Source organism: Pseudomonas sp. B21-056, assembly GCF_026016325.1.
Classification (GTDB): domain Bacteria; phylum Pseudomonadota; class Gammaproteobacteria; order Pseudomonadales; family Pseudomonadaceae; genus Aquipseudomonas.
Genome location: NZ_CP087203.1, coordinates 1,127,743 through 1,142,882, shown reverse-complemented (window position 1 = coordinate 1,142,882; position 15,140 = coordinate 1,127,743). Strand labels below are relative to the sequence as shown.

18 protein-coding genes are annotated in these 15,140 nt (G+C 61.7%); all 18 read right to left on the bottom strand.

Features of this window, described 5'->3' with window-relative positions:
* Positions 1 to 18: 18 nt before the first annotated feature.
* Complete coding sequence (bamB, locus tag LOY67_RS04955; RefSeq protein WP_265066195.1) at positions 19 to 1,170, bottom strand: outer membrane protein assembly factor BamB; 1,152 nt, start codon at positions 1,168 to 1,170, stop codon at positions 19 to 21.
* Positions 1,163 to 1,804: a YfgM family protein gene (locus tag LOY67_RS04950; protein ID WP_265066194.1), complete on the bottom strand. Its 642-nt coding sequence runs from the start codon at positions 1,802 to 1,804 to the stop codon at positions 1,163 to 1,165. Before LOY67_RS04950 ends, bamB begins: the two co-directional genes overlap by 8 nt.
* A 40-nt stretch (positions 1,805 to 1,844) precedes the next feature.
* Positions 1,845 to 3,134, bottom strand: coding sequence for a histidine--tRNA ligase (gene hisS, locus LOY67_RS04945; protein WP_265066193.1), 1,290 nt, complete (start codon positions 3,132 to 3,134; stop codon positions 1,845 to 1,847).
* Positions 3,135 to 3,159: 25 nt separating this feature from the next.
* The gene (gene ispG, locus LOY67_RS04940) at positions 3,160 to 4,269 is read right to left on the bottom strand and encodes a flavodoxin-dependent (E)-4-hydroxy-3-methylbut-2-enyl-diphosphate synthase (RefSeq protein WP_020795607.1); all 1,110 of its coding nucleotides are present in this window, start codon (positions 4,267 to 4,269) and stop codon (positions 3,160 to 3,162) included.
* 3 nt (positions 4,270 to 4,272) lie between these two features.
* Positions 4,273 to 5,292, bottom strand: coding sequence for a helix-turn-helix domain-containing protein (locus LOY67_RS04935; protein ID WP_265066192.1), 1,020 nt, complete (start codon positions 5,290 to 5,292; stop codon positions 4,273 to 4,275).
* Entirely contained in the window at positions 5,292 to 6,050 is a 759-nt protein-coding gene (gene pilW, locus LOY67_RS04930) for a type IV pilus biogenesis/stability protein PilW (RefSeq protein ID WP_265066191.1), read from the bottom strand. The genes LOY67_RS04935 and pilW overlap by 1 nt, the downstream gene beginning before the upstream one ends.
* Positions 6,051 to 6,062: 12 nt before the next feature.
* Positions 6,063 to 7,208 carry a 23S rRNA (adenine(2503)-C(2))-methyltransferase RlmN gene (rlmN, locus tag LOY67_RS04925; protein ID WP_258631186.1) on the bottom strand — a complete coding sequence of 382 codons (1,146 nt, stop codon included), beginning with the start codon at positions 7,206 to 7,208 and terminating at the stop codon, positions 6,063 to 6,065.
* 27 nt (positions 7,209 to 7,235) lie between these two features.
* A complete protein-coding gene (gene ndk / locus LOY67_RS04920; protein WP_003185145.1) occupies positions 7,236 to 7,661 on the bottom strand; it encodes a nucleoside-diphosphate kinase in 426 nt (141 codons plus the stop codon).
* An 89-nt stretch (positions 7,662 to 7,750) separates the two neighbouring features.
* Positions 7,751 to 7,951, bottom strand: a complete 201-nt coding sequence (gene iscX / locus LOY67_RS04915; protein WP_265066190.1) for a Fe-S cluster assembly protein IscX — start codon at positions 7,949 to 7,951, stop codon at positions 7,751 to 7,753.
* Between the two features lie 13 nt (positions 7,952 to 7,964).
* On the bottom strand, positions 7,965 to 8,306 hold the full coding sequence (gene fdx / locus LOY67_RS04910; RefSeq protein WP_265066189.1) for an ISC system 2Fe-2S type ferredoxin: 342 nt from the start codon (positions 8,304 to 8,306) through the stop codon (positions 7,965 to 7,967).
* Between the two features lie 3 nt (positions 8,307 to 8,309).
* The gene (hscA, locus tag LOY67_RS04905; RefSeq protein WP_265066188.1) at positions 8,310 to 10,172 is read right to left on the bottom strand and encodes a Fe-S protein assembly chaperone HscA; all 1,863 of its coding nucleotides are present in this window, start codon (positions 10,170 to 10,172) and stop codon (positions 8,310 to 8,312) included.
* A 50-nt stretch (positions 10,173 to 10,222) separates the two neighbouring features.
* Positions 10,223 to 10,744, bottom strand: a complete 522-nt coding sequence (hscB, locus tag LOY67_RS04900; protein ID WP_265066187.1) for a co-chaperone HscB — start codon at positions 10,742 to 10,744, stop codon at positions 10,223 to 10,225.
* Positions 10,745 to 10,752: 8 nt separating this feature from the next.
* Positions 10,753 to 11,076, bottom strand: coding sequence for an iron-sulfur cluster assembly protein IscA (iscA, locus tag LOY67_RS04895; RefSeq protein WP_265066186.1), 324 nt, complete (start codon positions 11,074 to 11,076; stop codon positions 10,753 to 10,755).
* A 22-nt stretch (positions 11,077 to 11,098) separates the two neighbouring features.
* Positions 11,099 to 11,485 (bottom strand): Fe-S cluster assembly scaffold IscU, encoded by a 387-nt coding sequence (iscU, locus tag LOY67_RS04890; protein ID WP_003185157.1) that lies wholly within the window; start codon positions 11,483 to 11,485, stop codon positions 11,099 to 11,101.
* 43 nt (positions 11,486 to 11,528) lie between these two features.
* Positions 11,529 to 12,743, bottom strand: a complete 1,215-nt coding sequence (locus LOY67_RS04885; RefSeq protein WP_265066185.1) for an IscS subfamily cysteine desulfurase — start codon at positions 12,741 to 12,743, stop codon at positions 11,529 to 11,531.
* A 50-nt stretch (positions 12,744 to 12,793) separates the two neighbouring features.
* Positions 12,794 to 13,285 carry a Fe-S cluster assembly transcriptional regulator IscR gene (gene iscR / locus LOY67_RS04880; RefSeq protein WP_265066184.1) on the bottom strand — a complete coding sequence of 164 codons (492 nt, stop codon included), beginning with the start codon at positions 13,283 to 13,285 and terminating at the stop codon, positions 12,794 to 12,796.
* 268 nt (positions 13,286 to 13,553) lie between these two features.
* On the bottom strand, positions 13,554 to 14,330 hold the full coding sequence (cysE, locus tag LOY67_RS04875) for a serine O-acetyltransferase (RefSeq protein ID WP_265066183.1): 777 nt from the start codon (positions 14,328 to 14,330) through the stop codon (positions 13,554 to 13,556).
* Position 14,331: 1 nt separating this feature from the next.
* Positions 14,332 to 15,102 carry a tRNA (cytosine(32)/uridine(32)-2'-O)-methyltransferase TrmJ gene (gene trmJ, locus LOY67_RS04870; protein WP_265066182.1) on the bottom strand — a complete coding sequence of 257 codons (771 nt, stop codon included), beginning with the start codon at positions 15,100 to 15,102 and terminating at the stop codon, positions 14,332 to 14,334.
* Positions 15,103 to 15,140: the final 38 nt, after the last annotated feature.

The window sequence follows — 15,140 nt, the reverse complement described above, 5'->3', positions numbered from 1 at the left end:
TGAACCCCAAGCATAGTCTTACTTGATGGTCAGGGCTTCCAGTTTGCCGCTGTTGCCATACACATAGATCATGTTGCCTGCCACCAGCGGACGGGCACGCAGGCCGTCGCTGTCGATGCGCTCGCGGCCGACGAAACGACCGTCCACCTGGCTCAGCAGGTGCAGGTAACCTTCCAGGTCGCCTACTGCAACGTAGCTGGAGAACACTTCCGGAGCCGACAGTTGACGACGGGCCAGGGAATCGTTGCTCCACAGTGCGGTGGTGGAACGCTCGTCGACGCCTTCAACCGTGCCCGAGGACAGGCTGACGTAGACGCTGCCGAAGCCCTGGGCGACACCGGCGTAGCTGGACGCATCGCGCTGCCACAACGGACGACCGCTTTCCAGGTCCAGCGCCGCGACACGACCCTGGTAGCTGGCGACGTAGATCGTGCCACCGGACAGCAGCAGGCCGCCGTCGATGTCGACCACGCGCTCCAGTTCCGAACGACCTTGTGGAACGGCAACACGTTGTTCCCACACCGGCACACCGTTGGAGATGTCCAGGGCAACCACTTTACCGCTCGACAACCCGGCCACCGCAAGGCGGTTGGTGACGATCGGCGCACTGGTACCACGCAGGGTCAGGACCGCCGGGGTGCTGTCGTACAACCAGCGCTGGTTGCCGGTGGCGGCATCCAGACCGATCAGACGGTCATCCTGGGTCTGGACCACGACCACGTCACCATTGCTGGCAGGCGGTGCGAGTACTTCGCTGGTCACGCGGGCGCGCCATTTCTCTTCACCGTTGCTGGCGTCCAGGGCGACGATCTCACCCTTGAGCGTGCCGATCATGACCAGCCCGTAACCCACGCCAACGGCGCCGGAAACCGGCAGTTCGAGATCTTTCTTCCATTTGACGTCGCCGTTCAGGCGATCCATCGCCATTACCACGCCGGTGACGTCACCGGCATAGATGGTGTCGCCGTCGATGGCCGGCACCAGCATGTTGTAGGTTTCGCCCTGGCCGTCGCCGATGGAGCGGCTCCATTGCTTCTGCAGCACGACTTCTTCTTTGAAGTCGGTCAGTTCGGCCGGCGGCAGTTCTTTCTTGCTGTTGCTGCTGCAACCCGCGGCCAGAATGGCCAGAGCCAGCAATGCTGCATGTTTCCAACGGATCACGTCACGCATCCCCTTTGGCCAGGTCGTCCAGCTTGATTTGCAGGCCACCGACTGCGGCTTCGTCCGACAGCGCAGCCTTGGCTTTTTGGTAGGCCGCATGGGCCTCATCAGCACGACCCAGTTGTACCAGCAGGTCGCCCTTGAGTTCTTCGCGGGTCGCCAGGAACGCCTTGTCGGCATCGCCGTCGAGCAGCTTCAACGCGTCTTCGGTCTTGTTCTGTGCCGCCAACACCTGCGCCAGACGCTGACGCGCCACTTCACCCAGGGTCGGGTTGGCCGGCTTGTCGACGATACCTTTCAGTTCGATGGCCGCATCGTCCAGCTTGCCGCTGTCCACGGCAACCTTGGCCACGAACAGGCGACCGTACTGCGCGTAGGCGGTGCCGCCGTATTCGCTGTTGAGCTTGCCGGCCAGGTCCGCCACGCGGCCAGCGTCAGGCTTGCCGTCCGGGGTCAGGGTGGTTTCCAGCAATTGCTGATAGAGCATCGAGGCGCCTTGCGACTGGTTGCTCTGGTATTTCTGGAACGCCTGCCAGCCGAATACGATGACCAGCGCCAACAGGCCGCCAGTGACCAGCGGCTTGCCGTTGCGACTCCACCAGTCCTTCAAATCCGCCAGCTGTTCATCTTCGGTACTCGACACCCCAATACTCCTTAATCGCTAAATCGGCTGTTTGACAGCTTCAACCCTGCACGACGCAGGTGGCCAGGTGTGCAGCAAGCGCATCCCAGGCAATGCTTTGTTGTTCGCCCTGGCCACGCAGGGGTTTGAAACCTACCACTTGTTGGGCCAGTTCGTCGTCACCCAGGATCAGTGCATACAGCGCACCGCTCTTGTCGGCCTTCTTGAACTGGCTCTTGAAGCTGCCGGCGCCGGCGTTGATCTGCAGGCGCAGATTGGGCAATCGATCTCTGAGCGCTTCGCTCAGAACGATGGCCGCCAGTTCGGCCGCTTCACCGAAAGCGCACAGGTAGACGTCGACCTGACGGGAAAGCTCTTGCGGCACCTTGTCCAGGGCCTCAAGCATCAGCACCAGACGCTCGATGCCCATGGCAAAGCCCACGCCCGGGGTCGGCTTGCCGCCCATCTGCTCCACCAGCCCGTCGTAGCGGCCGCCGGCACACACGGTGCCCTGGGCGCCGAGCTTGTCGGTAACCCATTCGAAAACGGTCTTGCTGTAGTAATCCAGGCCACGGACCAACTTGGGGTTGATCACGTAAGGAATGCCCACGGCGTCCAGGCGCGCCTTCAACCCTTCGAAGTGCGCACGGGATTCGTCGTCGAGGTAGTCGGCCATTTTCGGCGCGTCAGCCAGGATCGCCTGGGTCTCGGCATTCTTGGTGTCGAGCACGCGCAGCGGATTGGTCTTGAGACGGCGCTGGCTGTCTTCGTCGAGCTTGTCCAGGTGCGCGGAAAGAAACTCCACCAACGCTTCACGGTAGCGGCCACGGGACTCGCTGGTGCCCAGGCTGTTGAGTTCAAGCTTGACCGCGTCACGAAGGCCCAGCTCGCCCCACAGGCGCCAGGTCATGACGATCAGCTCGGCGTCGATGTCCGGGCCGTCGAGGTTGAACACTTCCAGACCGATCTGGTGGAACTGGCGATAGCGACCTTTCTGCGGGCGCTCGTGACGGAACATCGGGCCGATGTACCAGAGTTTCTGCACCTGGCCACCGCCGGTGATGCCGTGCTCAAGCACCGCTCGCACACAGGCCGCCGTGCCTTCGGGGCGCAGGGTCAGGGAATCGCCGTTGCGGTCCTCGAAGGTGTACATCTCTTTTTCGACGATGTCGGTCACTTCACCGATGGAGCGCTTGAACAGCTCGGTGAACTCGACAATCGGCATGCGGATCTGCCGGTAACCGTAGTTATCCAGCAAACGTGCGACAGTGCCCTCGAAATAGCGCCACAGGGGCGTCTGTTCGGGCAGGATGTCGTTCATGCCACGGATGGCTTGCAGAGACTTGCTCACAATAAATCCTTAAAAATTCGTTTGCTCAGCCGCGTGCGATGACCGCTGCGTCGGCTTCGACCTTTTCGGCCGCCTTCTCGCGGATCAGCCGTTCCAGCTCATCCACGAGATTGTCATTCGTCAACTTCTGCGACGGCTTGCCGTCGATGTAAATCAGGTTCGGCGTACCGCCCGTGAGGCCGATATGGGCCTCCTTGGCTTCGCCCGGCCCGTTGACCACACAGCCGATCACCGCGACATCCAGCGGCACCAGCAGGTCTTCGAGACGCCCTTCCAGCTCGTTCATGGTCTTGACCACATCGAAGTTCTGCCGCGAGCAGCTCGGGCAGGCGATGAAGTTGATGCCACGGGAACGCAGGTGCAGGGATTTGAGAATGTCGTAGCCGACTTTCACTTCCTCGACCGGATCAGCCGCCAACGAGATGCGGATGGTATCGCCAATCCCTTCGGCGAGCAGCATACCGAGGCCGACGGCGGATTTCACCGTGCCCGAACGCAACCCACCGGCTTCAGTGATGCCCAGGTGCAGCGGCTGGACGATTTCCTTGGCCAGCAGGCGGTAGGCTTCGACGGCCATGAACACGTCGGAGGCCTTCACGCTGACCTTGAAGTCCTGGAAATTCAGGCGCTCCAGGTGCTCGACATGGCGCAACGCCGACTCCACCAGGGCCGCCGGCGTGGGTTCGCCGTACTTCTTCTGCAGGTCTTTTTCCAGGGAACCGGCGTTCACCCCGATACGGATCGGAATACCCCGGTCGCGGGCGGCATCCACCACGGCGCGCACACGGTCTTCGCGACCGATGTTGCCCGGGTTGATGCGCAGGCAGTCGACACCCAGCTCGGCCACGCGCAGGGCAATGCGGTAGTCGAAGTGAATGTCGGCCACCAGCGGCACCTTGACCAACTGCTTGATCTTGCCGAACGCCTCGGCGGCGTCCATGTCCGGCACGGACACCCGCACGATGTCGACACCGGCGGCTTCCAGGCGATTGATCTGCGCAACGGTGGCGGCCACGTCGTTGGTGTCGCTGTTGGTCATGCTCTGTACAGCGATAGGCGCATCGCCGCCCACGGGCACGTTGCCGACCCAGATCTTGCGGGATTCGCGACGTTTGATTGGAGATTCGCCGTGCATGACTTATTGACCCAACTTCAGGCGAGCAGTCTCGCCACTGGTGAACGGAGCCACATCGACCGGCTGGCCGTTGTAGCTGACCTGCGCGCCACGGGCATAGCCCAGGCGTACGGCAAACGGTGGCTTGCCGTTGATGGAGGTGCTGTCGCCCTTGCGCTTGAGGCCGCTGAACAACACCTTGCCGTTGCCGTCGGTAACTTGCGTCCAGCAGTCGGCGATGAATTGAATCTGCACCTGGCCTTCACCCGCGGCCGGCGCCACAGGGGCAACCGGTGCGGCTGCCGGAGCAGCAGGCACTGGAGCTGGAGCTGGAGCTGCAACGGTCGGCGCCGGTACGCTCGGGGCAACCGGTGCGCTGGTGGTTGGCGCAGGCGTGCCTGGCACGACAGGGGCAACGGCAGGGGCAGCAGGGGAGCCCGGCTCGGCACCGGCTTCGGCGTCAGCACCATCCTGGCCTTGCGGCAATGCCAGGTTGGTTTCGCCTTCAGCCTGGCCTTCGAGCACAGCCTGGTCTTCCGGCTCGTCCAGCGGATGGATCCGGGTGGTGCCGTCGGCACCTTCCACTTCTACATGCTCCGGGGCCATCGCAACCGATTCCTTGGCGCGCTGGGAGGTTTGATCCTGCCACCAGACGAAACCGCCCCCAATCACCGCGATCAGCAACAACAGGCTGACGATTCGCAAAATGGTGTGGGAAACACGTACCGGCTCCTCGATGCGACCCAGGCTGTGCACGTTACTGCCCTGGGCATCGGAACCGGTGTACTGATCGAATTGCTGGACCAGCACGGTCTGGTCCATGTCGAGTAATTTGGCGTAGGCGCGGATGTAGCCCCGGGCAAAGGTATGCCCCGGCAATTTGTCGAACGCGCCCGCTTCCAGGTTGCTCAGCGAAGCCACGGTGAGATTGAGCTTGAGGGCCACTTGGGCCAGCGACCAACCGTTGCTTTCGCGGGCTTGACGCAGGGTCTCACCGGGGTTCACGCGAGTCGCTGCTACCACTTCAGGATGCGCCGCTTTCATCATTGCTCCGACAGGTATTGCTGATATTCCGGCGTACCGGGATAGAGTCTTTTTAGTTGCAGGCCATAACTGGCGGCCTTGTCACGGTCTTCGAATACATGCGCCAGCCGAACGCCGAGCAATAGACTACGTGCATTTTGCTCGCTCAGCAGACTAAAACGTTCGTAATAGTCCCGCGCGGGCACATATTGCCTGTCTTCGTAAGACAACTCAGCCATTTCCAGCAGTGCTCGCGGTTGCTGGCGGTTGAGTCGCAGCGCCTTTTCCAACTGCTGGCGAGCCAGGTCGCGCTGGCCAAGCTGCGCGGCGGTCATACCGAGGTTTTCAAACACCCGCGAACGCTCGGGATAAAGGGTGTCGGCGGCAGCCTGCTCGAAGCGCTCGTAGGCGTCCTTGTAGCGTTTCTGTTCGAAAAGAAAGCTGCCGTAGTTGTTCAGGATCCGCGCGTCCTGCGGCCGGCTGGACAGTGCCTTGCGAAAATGCTCGTCGGCCAGCTCCGGCTCCAGCTCGGCCTGGAATACCAGGGCCAGGGCCGCGTTGGCATCAGCGTCGGAGCTGTCCAGCTCCAGGGCTTTCTTGAGCGGCACCTTGGCCCGCTCGGTCATGCCCTGCTGCAGGTAGCCGATGCCCAGTTGCACATAGGCCACACGCGCTTCGTCACGCCCCTTGCTGGTTTTCATCGGGTTGTAGTCGCCCGACAGAACACAACCGGCGCACAGACCGGTGAACAGCAACAGCAGCGCGAAGCGCAGGGACATAGAGTTCCTCTCTTAGTGACCGTTCGCAGCGTTCTGCACATCGTCGGTGGCGTTCAACTCGCGCACGGCAATGTAGCGTTCGCTGCGACGGGTGCGATCCAGCACCTGCCCGACCAATTGACCACACGCGGCATCGATGTCTTCGCCACGGGTGGTGCGCACGGTGACGTTGAAGCCCGCGTGATGAAGCTGATCCTGGAAGCGACGGATCGCGTTATTGCTCGGACGCTCGTAACCGGAGTGCGGGAACGGGTTGAACGGGATCAGGTTGATCTTGCACGGGATGTTCTTGAGCAGCTCGATCATCTCGACCGCGTGTTCGACCTTGTCGTTCACATCCTTGAGCAGGGTGTACTCGATGGTCAGCACGCGCTTTTCGCCCAGGGCCGACATGTAGCGCTGGCAAGAGTCCAGCAGCATCTTAAGCGGATACTTCTTGTTGATCGGCACCAATTGGTTACGCAATGCGTCATTGGGTGCGTGCAGCGACAACGCCAGGGAGACGTCGATGTGCTTGGCCAGCTCATCGATCATCGGCACCACGCCGGAAGTGGACAGGGTCACCCGGCGCTTGGAAATGCCGTAGCCCAGGTCATCCATCATCAGGTGCATGGCGGAGACGACGTTGTCGAAGTTCAGCAGCGGCTCACCCATGCCCATCATCACCACGTTGGTGATGGCACGGTCGACGGTCGCCGGGACGCTGCCAAAGGATTTGTTGGCAATCCACACCTGGCCGATCACTTCGGCGGCGGTGAGGTTGCTGTTGAAGCCTTGCTTGCCGGTGGAGCAGAAACTGCAATCCAGGGCACAGCCTGCCTGGGACGAAACGCACAAGGTGCCGCGCTTGCCCTGGGGAATGTAGACGGTCTCGACGCAGCTGCCGGACGCCACGCGCACCACCCACTTGCGGGTGCCGTCGCTGGAAATGTCCTGGCTGACCACTTCGGGGCCGCGAATCTCGGCAACGGCCTTGAGCTTTTCACGCAAGGCCTTGCCGACATTCGTCATCGCGTCGAAATCGTCGACGCCAAAGTGGTGAATCCATTTCATTACCTGACCGGCACGGAAACGCTTCTCCCCGATTGAGTCGAAGAATTTCTCCATTTCCGGCTGGGTCAAGCCCAACAGGTTAATCTTGCCGATCGATGCAGTCATGGTCTCACCCTCACTCACAAGCTTTACTTAGCGAGCGGTTACTTCAGTAGCGGCGAAAAAGTAAGCGATTTCGCGAGCAGCAGCGGCTTCGGAGTCCGAACCGTGAACGGCGTTGGCATCGATGGACTCGGCGAAGTCAGCGCGGATGGTGCCGGCAGCAGCTTCTTTAGGGTTGGTAGCGCCCATCAGCTCACGGTTGCGAGCGATGGCGTTTTCGCCTTCCAGAACCTGAACGACAACCGGACCGGAAGTCATGAACGCAACCAGCTCACCGAAGAAACCGCGCTCGCTGTGCTCAGCGTAGAAGCCTTCGGCTTCAGCCTTGGACAGTTGCTTCATTTTCGAAGCAACAACGCGCAGGCCGGCGTCTTCGAAGCGGGTGACGATCTTGCCGATCACGTTTTTAGCAACGGCGTCAGGCTTGATGATGGAGAAAGTACGTTGAACAGCCATGGGTGTAACTCCAGAAACGGTAATGTGCGAAAAATTAAACCCGCGAATTATACGCGGGTTCATGGGTATTGCCTAACCTGCCAGGCCGATCAGTCGATTTCTTCGATCCAGAGCGCCTGGACCGCTTCCAGCACCTTCTCGCCACAGCGGCCAGAGGTACTGTCGAAGCCGTCAAGCTCCATGATCCAATGCTGCAGATCGACGAAGTTGACCGTCATCGGGTCTACATCCGGCCTGGCTTCGGCCAACTCTTCAGCGATGCGTTGTACATCATTCCAACCATAGCTCATGACAGTCTCACCATCAGTGCGGCGCTTCAGCCGCATGGTTAAGCGAATATTTCGGGATTTCGACGGTCAGGTCTTCCGTACCGACGATGGCCTGGCAACCCAGGCGCGATTGCGCTTCCAGGCCCCAGGCCCGGTCGAGGAAATCTTCTTCCAGCTCGTCCGCCTCTTCCAGCGAATCGAAACCTTCACGAATGATGCAATGGCAGGTGGTGCAGGCGCAGACGCCGCCACAGGCGCTTTCCATCTCGATATGGTGCTCATGGGCCAGCTCAAGGATAGACGTCCCAGGCGCAGCCTCCACCACCATGCCCTCGGGGCAGAATTTCTCGTGGGGTAAAAAAATCACCTGCGGCATCTATTACTCCTCGATTTCATTCAGGTTACGCCCCGCCAGGGCGGCTTTGACCGTCGAATCCAGGCGGCGGGCGGCAAAGGCATCGGTGACTTGCGACAGACGCTTGGTCTGCTGCTCGATGGCATAGCCATCCGTGCCTTTGATCAATTCGGACAATTCCTGCATCTGCAATTCGATGACCATGCGCTCTTCGGCGTCCAGCAGACGCTCGCCGTCAGCCTCAAGGGCGCCTTGCACGGCTTCGATCAGGCGCTGGGCGTCGACCTGCTGCTCGCGCAGCACGCGGGCCACCTTGTCGTCACCGGCGTACTGGAAGGAATCCTTGAGCATCCGGGCGATTTCGCCGTCGGTCAGGCCGTAGGACGGCTTGACCTGGATGCTGGCCTCGACGCCCGAAGCCAGTTCGCGGGCAGAGACATTGAGCAGGCCATCGGCGTCGACCTGGAAGGTCACGCGGATCTTCGCCGCACCGGCGACCATGGCCGGGATGCCGCGCAATTCGAAGCGCGCCAGGGAACGGCAGTCGCTGATGAGTTCCCGTTCGCCTTGCAGCACGTGGATCATCATGGCCGACTGGCCGTCTTTATAGGTGGTGAAATCCTGAGCGCGGGCGACAGGGATGGTGGTATTGCGCGGAATCACCTTCTCCATCAGGCCGCCCATGGTCTCCAGCCCCAGGGACAGCGGAATCACGTCGAGCAACAGCAGTTCGCCGCCGTCGCGCTTGTTGCCGGCCAGGGTATCGGCCTGGATCGCGGCGCCGATGGCAACCACCTGATCGGGGTCGATTTCGGTCAGGGGCTGACGACCAAAGGCCTCGGCAACGGCTTCACGCACCCGAGGCACACGGGTCGAACCACCGACCATGACCACGGCCTTGACGTCCTCAAGCTCGATGCCGGAATCACGCACGGCGCGGCGGCAGGCCTTGAGGCTGCGGGCGACCATGGGCTCGATCAGCGCATCGAAGGCTTCGCGACTCAGAGAGGCTTTCCAGTCGCCGTAGACAACCTCGACACTCGCGGCGTCGGTCAGGGCTTCCTTGGCGGCGCAGGCGGTTTGCAGCAGGTGACGTTGCGCACCCGGATCAAGGTCGGCGGACAAGCCCGCCTGCTCGATGATCCAGCCGGCAATGGCATGGTCGAAGTCATCGCCGCCCAGGGCGCTGTCGCCGCCGGTGGCCAGGACTTCAAAGACGCCGCCAGTCAGGCGCAGGATGGAGATATCAAAGGTACCGCCGCCCAGGTCGTAGATGGCAACCAGCCCTTCGGCGTGCTGGTCCAGACCGTAGGCCACCGCCGCGGCAGTCGGCTCGTTGAGCAGGCGCAGCACGTTCAGGCCGGCCAACCTGGCCGCGTCCTTGGTGGCTTGGCGCTGGGCGTCATCGAAATAGGCCGGGACGGTGATGACCGCACCCACCAGTTCACCACCCAACGCCGCTTCGGCGCGCTGACGCAGGACCTTGAGGATGTCGGCCGACACTTCCACCGGGCTTTTCGGGCCCTGCACGGTGTCGATGAACGGCATGTGGGACTCGCCGCCGACGAAGCGGTACGGCAGTTGATCGCCCAATTGCTTGACGTCGGACAGGCCGCGCCCCATCAGGCGCTTGACCGAGACGATGGTGTTCAGCGGATCGGTCGCGGCGGCCAGCCTGGCTGACTCGCCCACTTCGACGCGATCGGCGTGGTAGCGCACGGCGGACGGCAGGATCACCCGCCCCTGCTCGTCGGCCAGCGGCTCGGAAAGACCGCTGCGCAACGCAGCGACCAGGGAATTGGTGGTACCCAAGTCGATCCCCACAGCCAGGCGACGCTGGTGCGGTTGTGGACTTTGGCCGGGTTCGGCGATCTGCAGTAGGGCCATCGTAATCAGGACTTATCTGTAATCAGGCGTGCGACCGGAGCGGCACTGGGTTAATCGTCGAGGCGCTCTTCGAGCTGGCGCACTTCGTAGGTGAGCTTGTCGAGGAACTGCATGCGCCGCATCAGGCGTTCGGCCTGTTCGCGTTGCGCGGCATCGTTCCAACAGGCTGCGAAGCTTTCGTTCAGGGTTTGCTGGGCGCCCTTCAAGCGGCGCTTGAACGCGGCGACACCAGCCAGGTCGGCACTGTCCTGCAGGTCTTCGAGCTCTTCGCGCCACTGCATCTGCTGCAGAAGAAACTCGGGATCGTGCACCGTGACTTCCAGGGGCAATTCATGACCGCTGATGGCAAGCAGGTAGCGCGCGCGCTTGGCCGGGCTCTTGAGCGTCTGGTAGGCCTCGTTGAGGTTCGCGGACTGCTCGAGCGCCCGCCGCTGCTCGGCCTCGGAGGCGTCCGCGAAGCGGTCCGGATGGACGCCACGGGCCAGCTCGAGATAGCGCGCCGACAGCTCATCGAGATCCAGGCTGAAACCCGGCTGCATCTGAAACAAAGCAAAATGACAAGGAGTACCCACAAGCCGCCTCAGATGTTGAAGCTTTCGCCGCAGCCACATTCACCGCGCACGTTGGGGTTGTTGAACTTGAAGCCTTCGTTCAACCCTTCCTTGACGAAATCCAGCTCAGTGCCGTCCAGGTACGTCAGGCTCTTCGGGTCGATGATCACTTTCTGACCATGACTCTCGAACACCTGATCGTCTTCGCCGACTTCATCGACGAATTCCAGTACATAGGCAAGGCCGGAACAACCCGTGGTGCGAACACCCAGGCGGATGCCCTCGCCCTTGCCGCGCCCCGCGAGGGAGCGCTCTATGTGCCTGGCGGCTGCTTCTGTCATCTGGATAGCCATGGAAACTCCTTACCTGCGCGGTTCAGATCAAGCCTTTCTTCTGCTTGTAGTCGCGAACAGCGGCCTTGATGGCGTCTTCAGCGAGTACCGAGCAGTGGATTTTCACTGGCGGCAGGGCCAGTTCTTCGGCCAGCTGGGTGTTCTTGATGGTTTCGGCTTCATCAAGGGTCTTGCCCTTCATCCACTCGGTGGCCAGGGAGCTGGACGCAATCGCCGAGCCGCAGCCGTAGGTCTTGAACTTGGCGTCTTCGATGATGCCTTGCTCGTTGACCTTGATCTGCAGGCGCATCACGTCGCCGCATGCCGGGGCGCCGACCATGCCGGTGCCGACATCAGGATCCTGCGCGTCCATCTTGCCGACGTTGCGCGGGTTCTCGTAGTGGTCGATGACCTTTTCGCTATATGCCATTTGCTTCAATCCTCATCAGTGGAGCCGCTCTGGTGGCGACTTCTCAGTGCGCCGCCCATTCGATTTTCGAAATGTCGACGCCGTCTTTGTACATGTCCCACAGCGGCGACAGTGCGCGCAGCTTGGTGACGGCCTCGCAGACCTTCTGCGCGGCGTAATCGATTTCTTCTTCGGTGGTGAAGCGGCCGAAGGTAAAGCGGATCGAGCTGTGGGCCAGTTCGTCGTTGCGGCCCAGGGCACGCAGTACATACGAAGGCTCGAGGGACGCCGAGGTGCACGCCGAACCGGACGACACGGCCAGGTCCTTGAGCGCCATGATCAGCGACTCGCCTTCAACGTAGTTGAAGCTCAGGTTCAGGTTGTGCGGTACGCGGGCGGTCATGCTGCCGTTGACGTAGAGCTCTTCCAGGTGCTCGACCTGCTTGAAGAAGCGGTCGCTCAGGGCTTTGATGCGCACGTTCTCGGCAGCCATGTCTTCCTTGGCTACGCGGAAGGCTTCGCCCATGCCGACGATCTGGTGGGTCGCCAGGGTGCCGGAACGCATGCCACGCTCGTGACCGCCGCCGTGCATGGTCGCTTCGAGGCGAACACGCGGCTTGCGGCTCACGTACAGCGCGCCGATACCTTTAGGACCGTAGGTCTTGTGGGCGGAGAACGACATCAGGTCGACTTTGAGCTTCGACAGGTCGATGTCGACCTTGCCGGTGGACTGGGCCGCGTCGACGTGGAACAGGATGCCCCGGGAACGGGTCAGTTCGCCGATGGCTTCGATGTCGTTGACGGTGCCGATTTCGTTGTTCACGTGCATGATCGAAACCAGGATGGTGTCGTCGCGCAGTGCGGACTCAACCATGGCCGGGGTGATCAGGCCGTCTTCGCCAGGCTCGATGTAGGTGACTTCGAAACCTTCACGCTCCAGTTGGCGCATGGTGTCCAGGACAGCCTTGTGCTCGATCTTGGAGGTGATCAGGTGCTTGCCCTTGGTGTGATAGAAGTGCGCGACACCCTTGATTGCCAGGTTGTCGGACTCGGTGGCACCGGAGGTCCAGACGATTTCACGCGGGTCGGCGTTGACCAGGTCGGCGACCTGGCGACGGGCGTTCTCGACCGACTCCTCGGCCTTCCAGCCGAACACGTGGGAGCGGGAGGCCGGGTTACCGAAGTTTCCGTCGACCAGCAGGCATTCACTCATTTTCTGCGCGACACGCGGATCAACCGGGGTGGTCGCAGAGTAATCAAGGTAAATCGGCAATTTCATGGACTCTCTCCTAAATCAGGCTGGCTGGCGTTCCGCTTGCTCTGCGGCAGTCATTCGACGGCGGACGCTTCAATCTTGTCCAGGTGCGGCGCCCTGCCATTGCAACGGCGCTGGTCCTGACGCTGGGCTACTTCTTGCACCTCACGGCGGGTGACAAGGTCAGCCAAGCTGATACCGCTCAGAAATTCGTGGATCTGCAGGCTCAAATCGCACCACAGATGATGGGTCAGGCAAGTATCGCCGCCATGGCAGTCGCCCAACCCCTGACATTTGGTCGCATCGACCGATTCGTTCACCGCATCGATCACCTGGGCGACCTGGATGCCTTGCATGTCCCGCGACAGCTGATAGCCGCCACCGGGACCACGCACGCTGGACACCAGGTTGCTGCGACGCAGCTTGGCGAACAGCTGTTCAAGGTAAGACAGGGAAATGCCCTGGCGCTCGGAGATATCGGCCAGGGACACCGGCCCGTGCTGCGCATGCAATGCCAGATCCAGCATTGCGGTCACGGCGTATCGGCCTTTTGTAGTCAGTCGCATGGACAATTACCACGGAGTTCGGAATGGGGGCGAGTATGCAATTCCCGAGTAATTAAGTCAACTATAAGACCTAGTGGAGCACTCGGGTTTACCCGCGAAAGAGCGCGCGCATGATAGCAAAGGGTGGTTGCCGGCGACCAGCTATACCGCGTTATCGTTCATCGCGAGCAGGCTCGCTCCCACAGAGGATCGTCGTTGACTACATGACTCGTGTTCGACGCAGATTCAATGTGGGAGCGAGCCTGCTCGCGATAAGCCCCGCAGGGCTTCAGCCGACCTGACTCTGATCCTTATCCTTCACACACGCGAAATCCTCTTCGCGCAGTTCAGGCAGTTCCTTGGCACAGTAATTACTGCCCAGGTCCTTCAGGGCCCCGCACATCCCCTCCAGGCGCCCATCGACGGCCTGCAGGTGATCGAGCAACTGGTTGATGGCGCGGGCGACCGGGTCGGGCATGTCTTCGCCGACACCGTAGGCGTCGAAGCCGATCTTCTCGGCCATGGCCTTGCGCCGGGCATCCTGCTCGTCATCGGACTTGACGATGATCCGCCCCGGAATGCCCACCACGGTCGCGCCCGGTGGCACGGCCTTGGTGACCACGGCATTGGAACCGACTTTCGCCCCGGCCCCGACGGTGAACGGGCCGAGCACCTTGGCGCCTGCGCCCACCACCACGCCGTCGCCCAGGGTCGGGTGGCGCTTGCCCTTGTTCCAGCTGGTGCCGCCCAGGGTCACGCCCTGGTACAGGGTCACGTCATCGCCGATCTCTGCGGTTTCGCCAATGACGATGCCCATGCCGTGGTCGATGAAGAACCGACGACCGACCTTGGCCCCCGGATGGATCTCGATCCCGGTCAGCCAGCGGCCGAAGTTCGAGACCAGCCGCGCCAGCCACTTCCAGCCCATGCCCCACAACGCACCGGACAACCGATGGATCCAGATGGCATGCATGCCCGGATAGCAGGTCAGCACTTCAAAGGCGTTGCGCGCCGCCGGGTCACGATGGAAAACGCTTTGGATATCTTCACGCAAACGATCGAACATTTTAATCCTTCCGCTTAATCAGCTCGCCACGGGCCGCTTTCTGGGTTTCCGTGAGGATGCCGCGCAATATATTCATCTCCGCCCGGCTGACCGAGCTTCGTCCGTACAACCGACGCAGGCGCGCCATCAAGTGCCGAGGCTTGTCCGGGTCGAGAAATTCGATGTCCACCAGGGCCTGTTCCAGGTGTTCATAGAATCGCTCCAGTTCATCCATGGTCGCCAGTGTCTCACTGCGCGGCGACGTCACCTCGTATTTTTCCACCTTGCTCGGCTTGCCTTCGGCCGCCAGCCAGGCCATGCGCACTTCATAACTCAACACCTGCACCGCCGCCCCAAGGTTCAGCGAACTGAATCCGGGGTCGGAAGGGATATGCACGTGAAAGTGACATCGATGCAGCTCGTCGTTGGTCAGGCCGGAGTCTTCACGACCGAACACCAAAGCGATTTCGATGCCCTGCGCGGCTTCCTCGACCACTTTCGTCCCGCATTCGCGGGGGTCGAGCATGGGCCAGGGGATGCGGCGGTCGCGGGCACTGGTGCCGAGCACCAGGTTGCAGCCCACCAGGGCGTCTTCCAGGCTGGCAACGACCTGCGCACCGGCCAGGATGTCACCAGCGCCGGAAGCCCGGGCATCGGCTTCGTGATGGGGAAACAAGCGAGGCTCGACCAGCACCAGCCGCGACAGGCCCATGTTCTTCATGGCCCGCGCAGCTCCGCCGATATTGCCCGGATGACTGGTATTGACCAGGACGACACGAATGTTCTGCAACAAGGGAGGCGCTCTCGAACACGACAAAGGGAGCAAATCTT

What these genes read in the sequence shown, in the direction of transcription:
- bamB (WP_265066195.1), bottom strand. Translation starts at nt 1,170, where the DNA reads ATGCGTGACGTGATCCGTTGGAAACATGCAGCATTGCTGGCTCTGGCC.
- ispG (WP_020795607.1), bottom strand. Translation starts at nt 4,269, where the DNA reads ATGCACGGCGAATCTCCAATCAAACGTCGCGAATCCCGCAAGATCTGG.
- LOY67_RS04935 (WP_265066192.1), bottom strand. Translation starts at nt 5,292, where the DNA reads ATGAAAGCGGCGCATCCTGAAGTGGTAGCAGCGACTCGCGTGAACCCC.
- pilW (WP_265066191.1), bottom strand. Translation starts at nt 6,050, where the DNA reads ATGTCCCTGCGCTTCGCGCTGCTGTTGCTGTTCACCGGTCTGTGCGCC.
- rlmN (WP_258631186.1), bottom strand. Translation starts at nt 7,208, where the DNA reads ATGACTGCATCGATCGGCAAGATTAACCTGTTGGGCTTGACCCAGCCG.
- ndk (WP_003185145.1), bottom strand. Translation starts at nt 7,661, where the DNA reads ATGGCTGTTCAACGTACTTTCTCCATCATCAAGCCTGACGCCGTTGCT.
- iscX (WP_265066190.1), bottom strand. Translation starts at nt 7,951, where the DNA reads ATGAGCTATGGTTGGAATGATGTACAACGCATCGCTGAAGAGTTGGCC.
- fdx (WP_265066189.1), bottom strand. Translation starts at nt 8,306, where the DNA reads ATGCCGCAGGTGATTTTTTTACCCCACGAGAAATTCTGCCCCGAGGGC.
- hscA (WP_265066188.1), bottom strand. Translation starts at nt 10,172, where the DNA reads ATGGCCCTACTGCAGATCGCCGAACCCGGCCAAAGTCCACAACCGCAC.
- iscA (WP_265066186.1), bottom strand. Translation starts at nt 11,076, where the DNA reads ATGGCTATCCAGATGACAGAAGCAGCCGCCAGGCACATAGAGCGCTCC.
- iscU (WP_003185157.1), bottom strand. Translation starts at nt 11,485, where the DNA reads ATGGCATATAGCGAAAAGGTCATCGACCACTACGAGAACCCGCGCAAC.
- LOY67_RS04885 (WP_265066185.1), bottom strand. Translation starts at nt 12,743, where the DNA reads ATGAAATTGCCGATTTACCTTGATTACTCTGCGACCACCCCGGTTGAT.
- iscR (WP_265066184.1), bottom strand. Translation starts at nt 13,285, where the DNA reads ATGCGACTGACTACAAAAGGCCGATACGCCGTGACCGCAATGCTGGAT.
- cysE (WP_265066183.1), bottom strand. Translation starts at nt 14,330, where the DNA reads ATGTTCGATCGTTTGCGTGAAGATATCCAAAGCGTTTTCCATCGTGAC.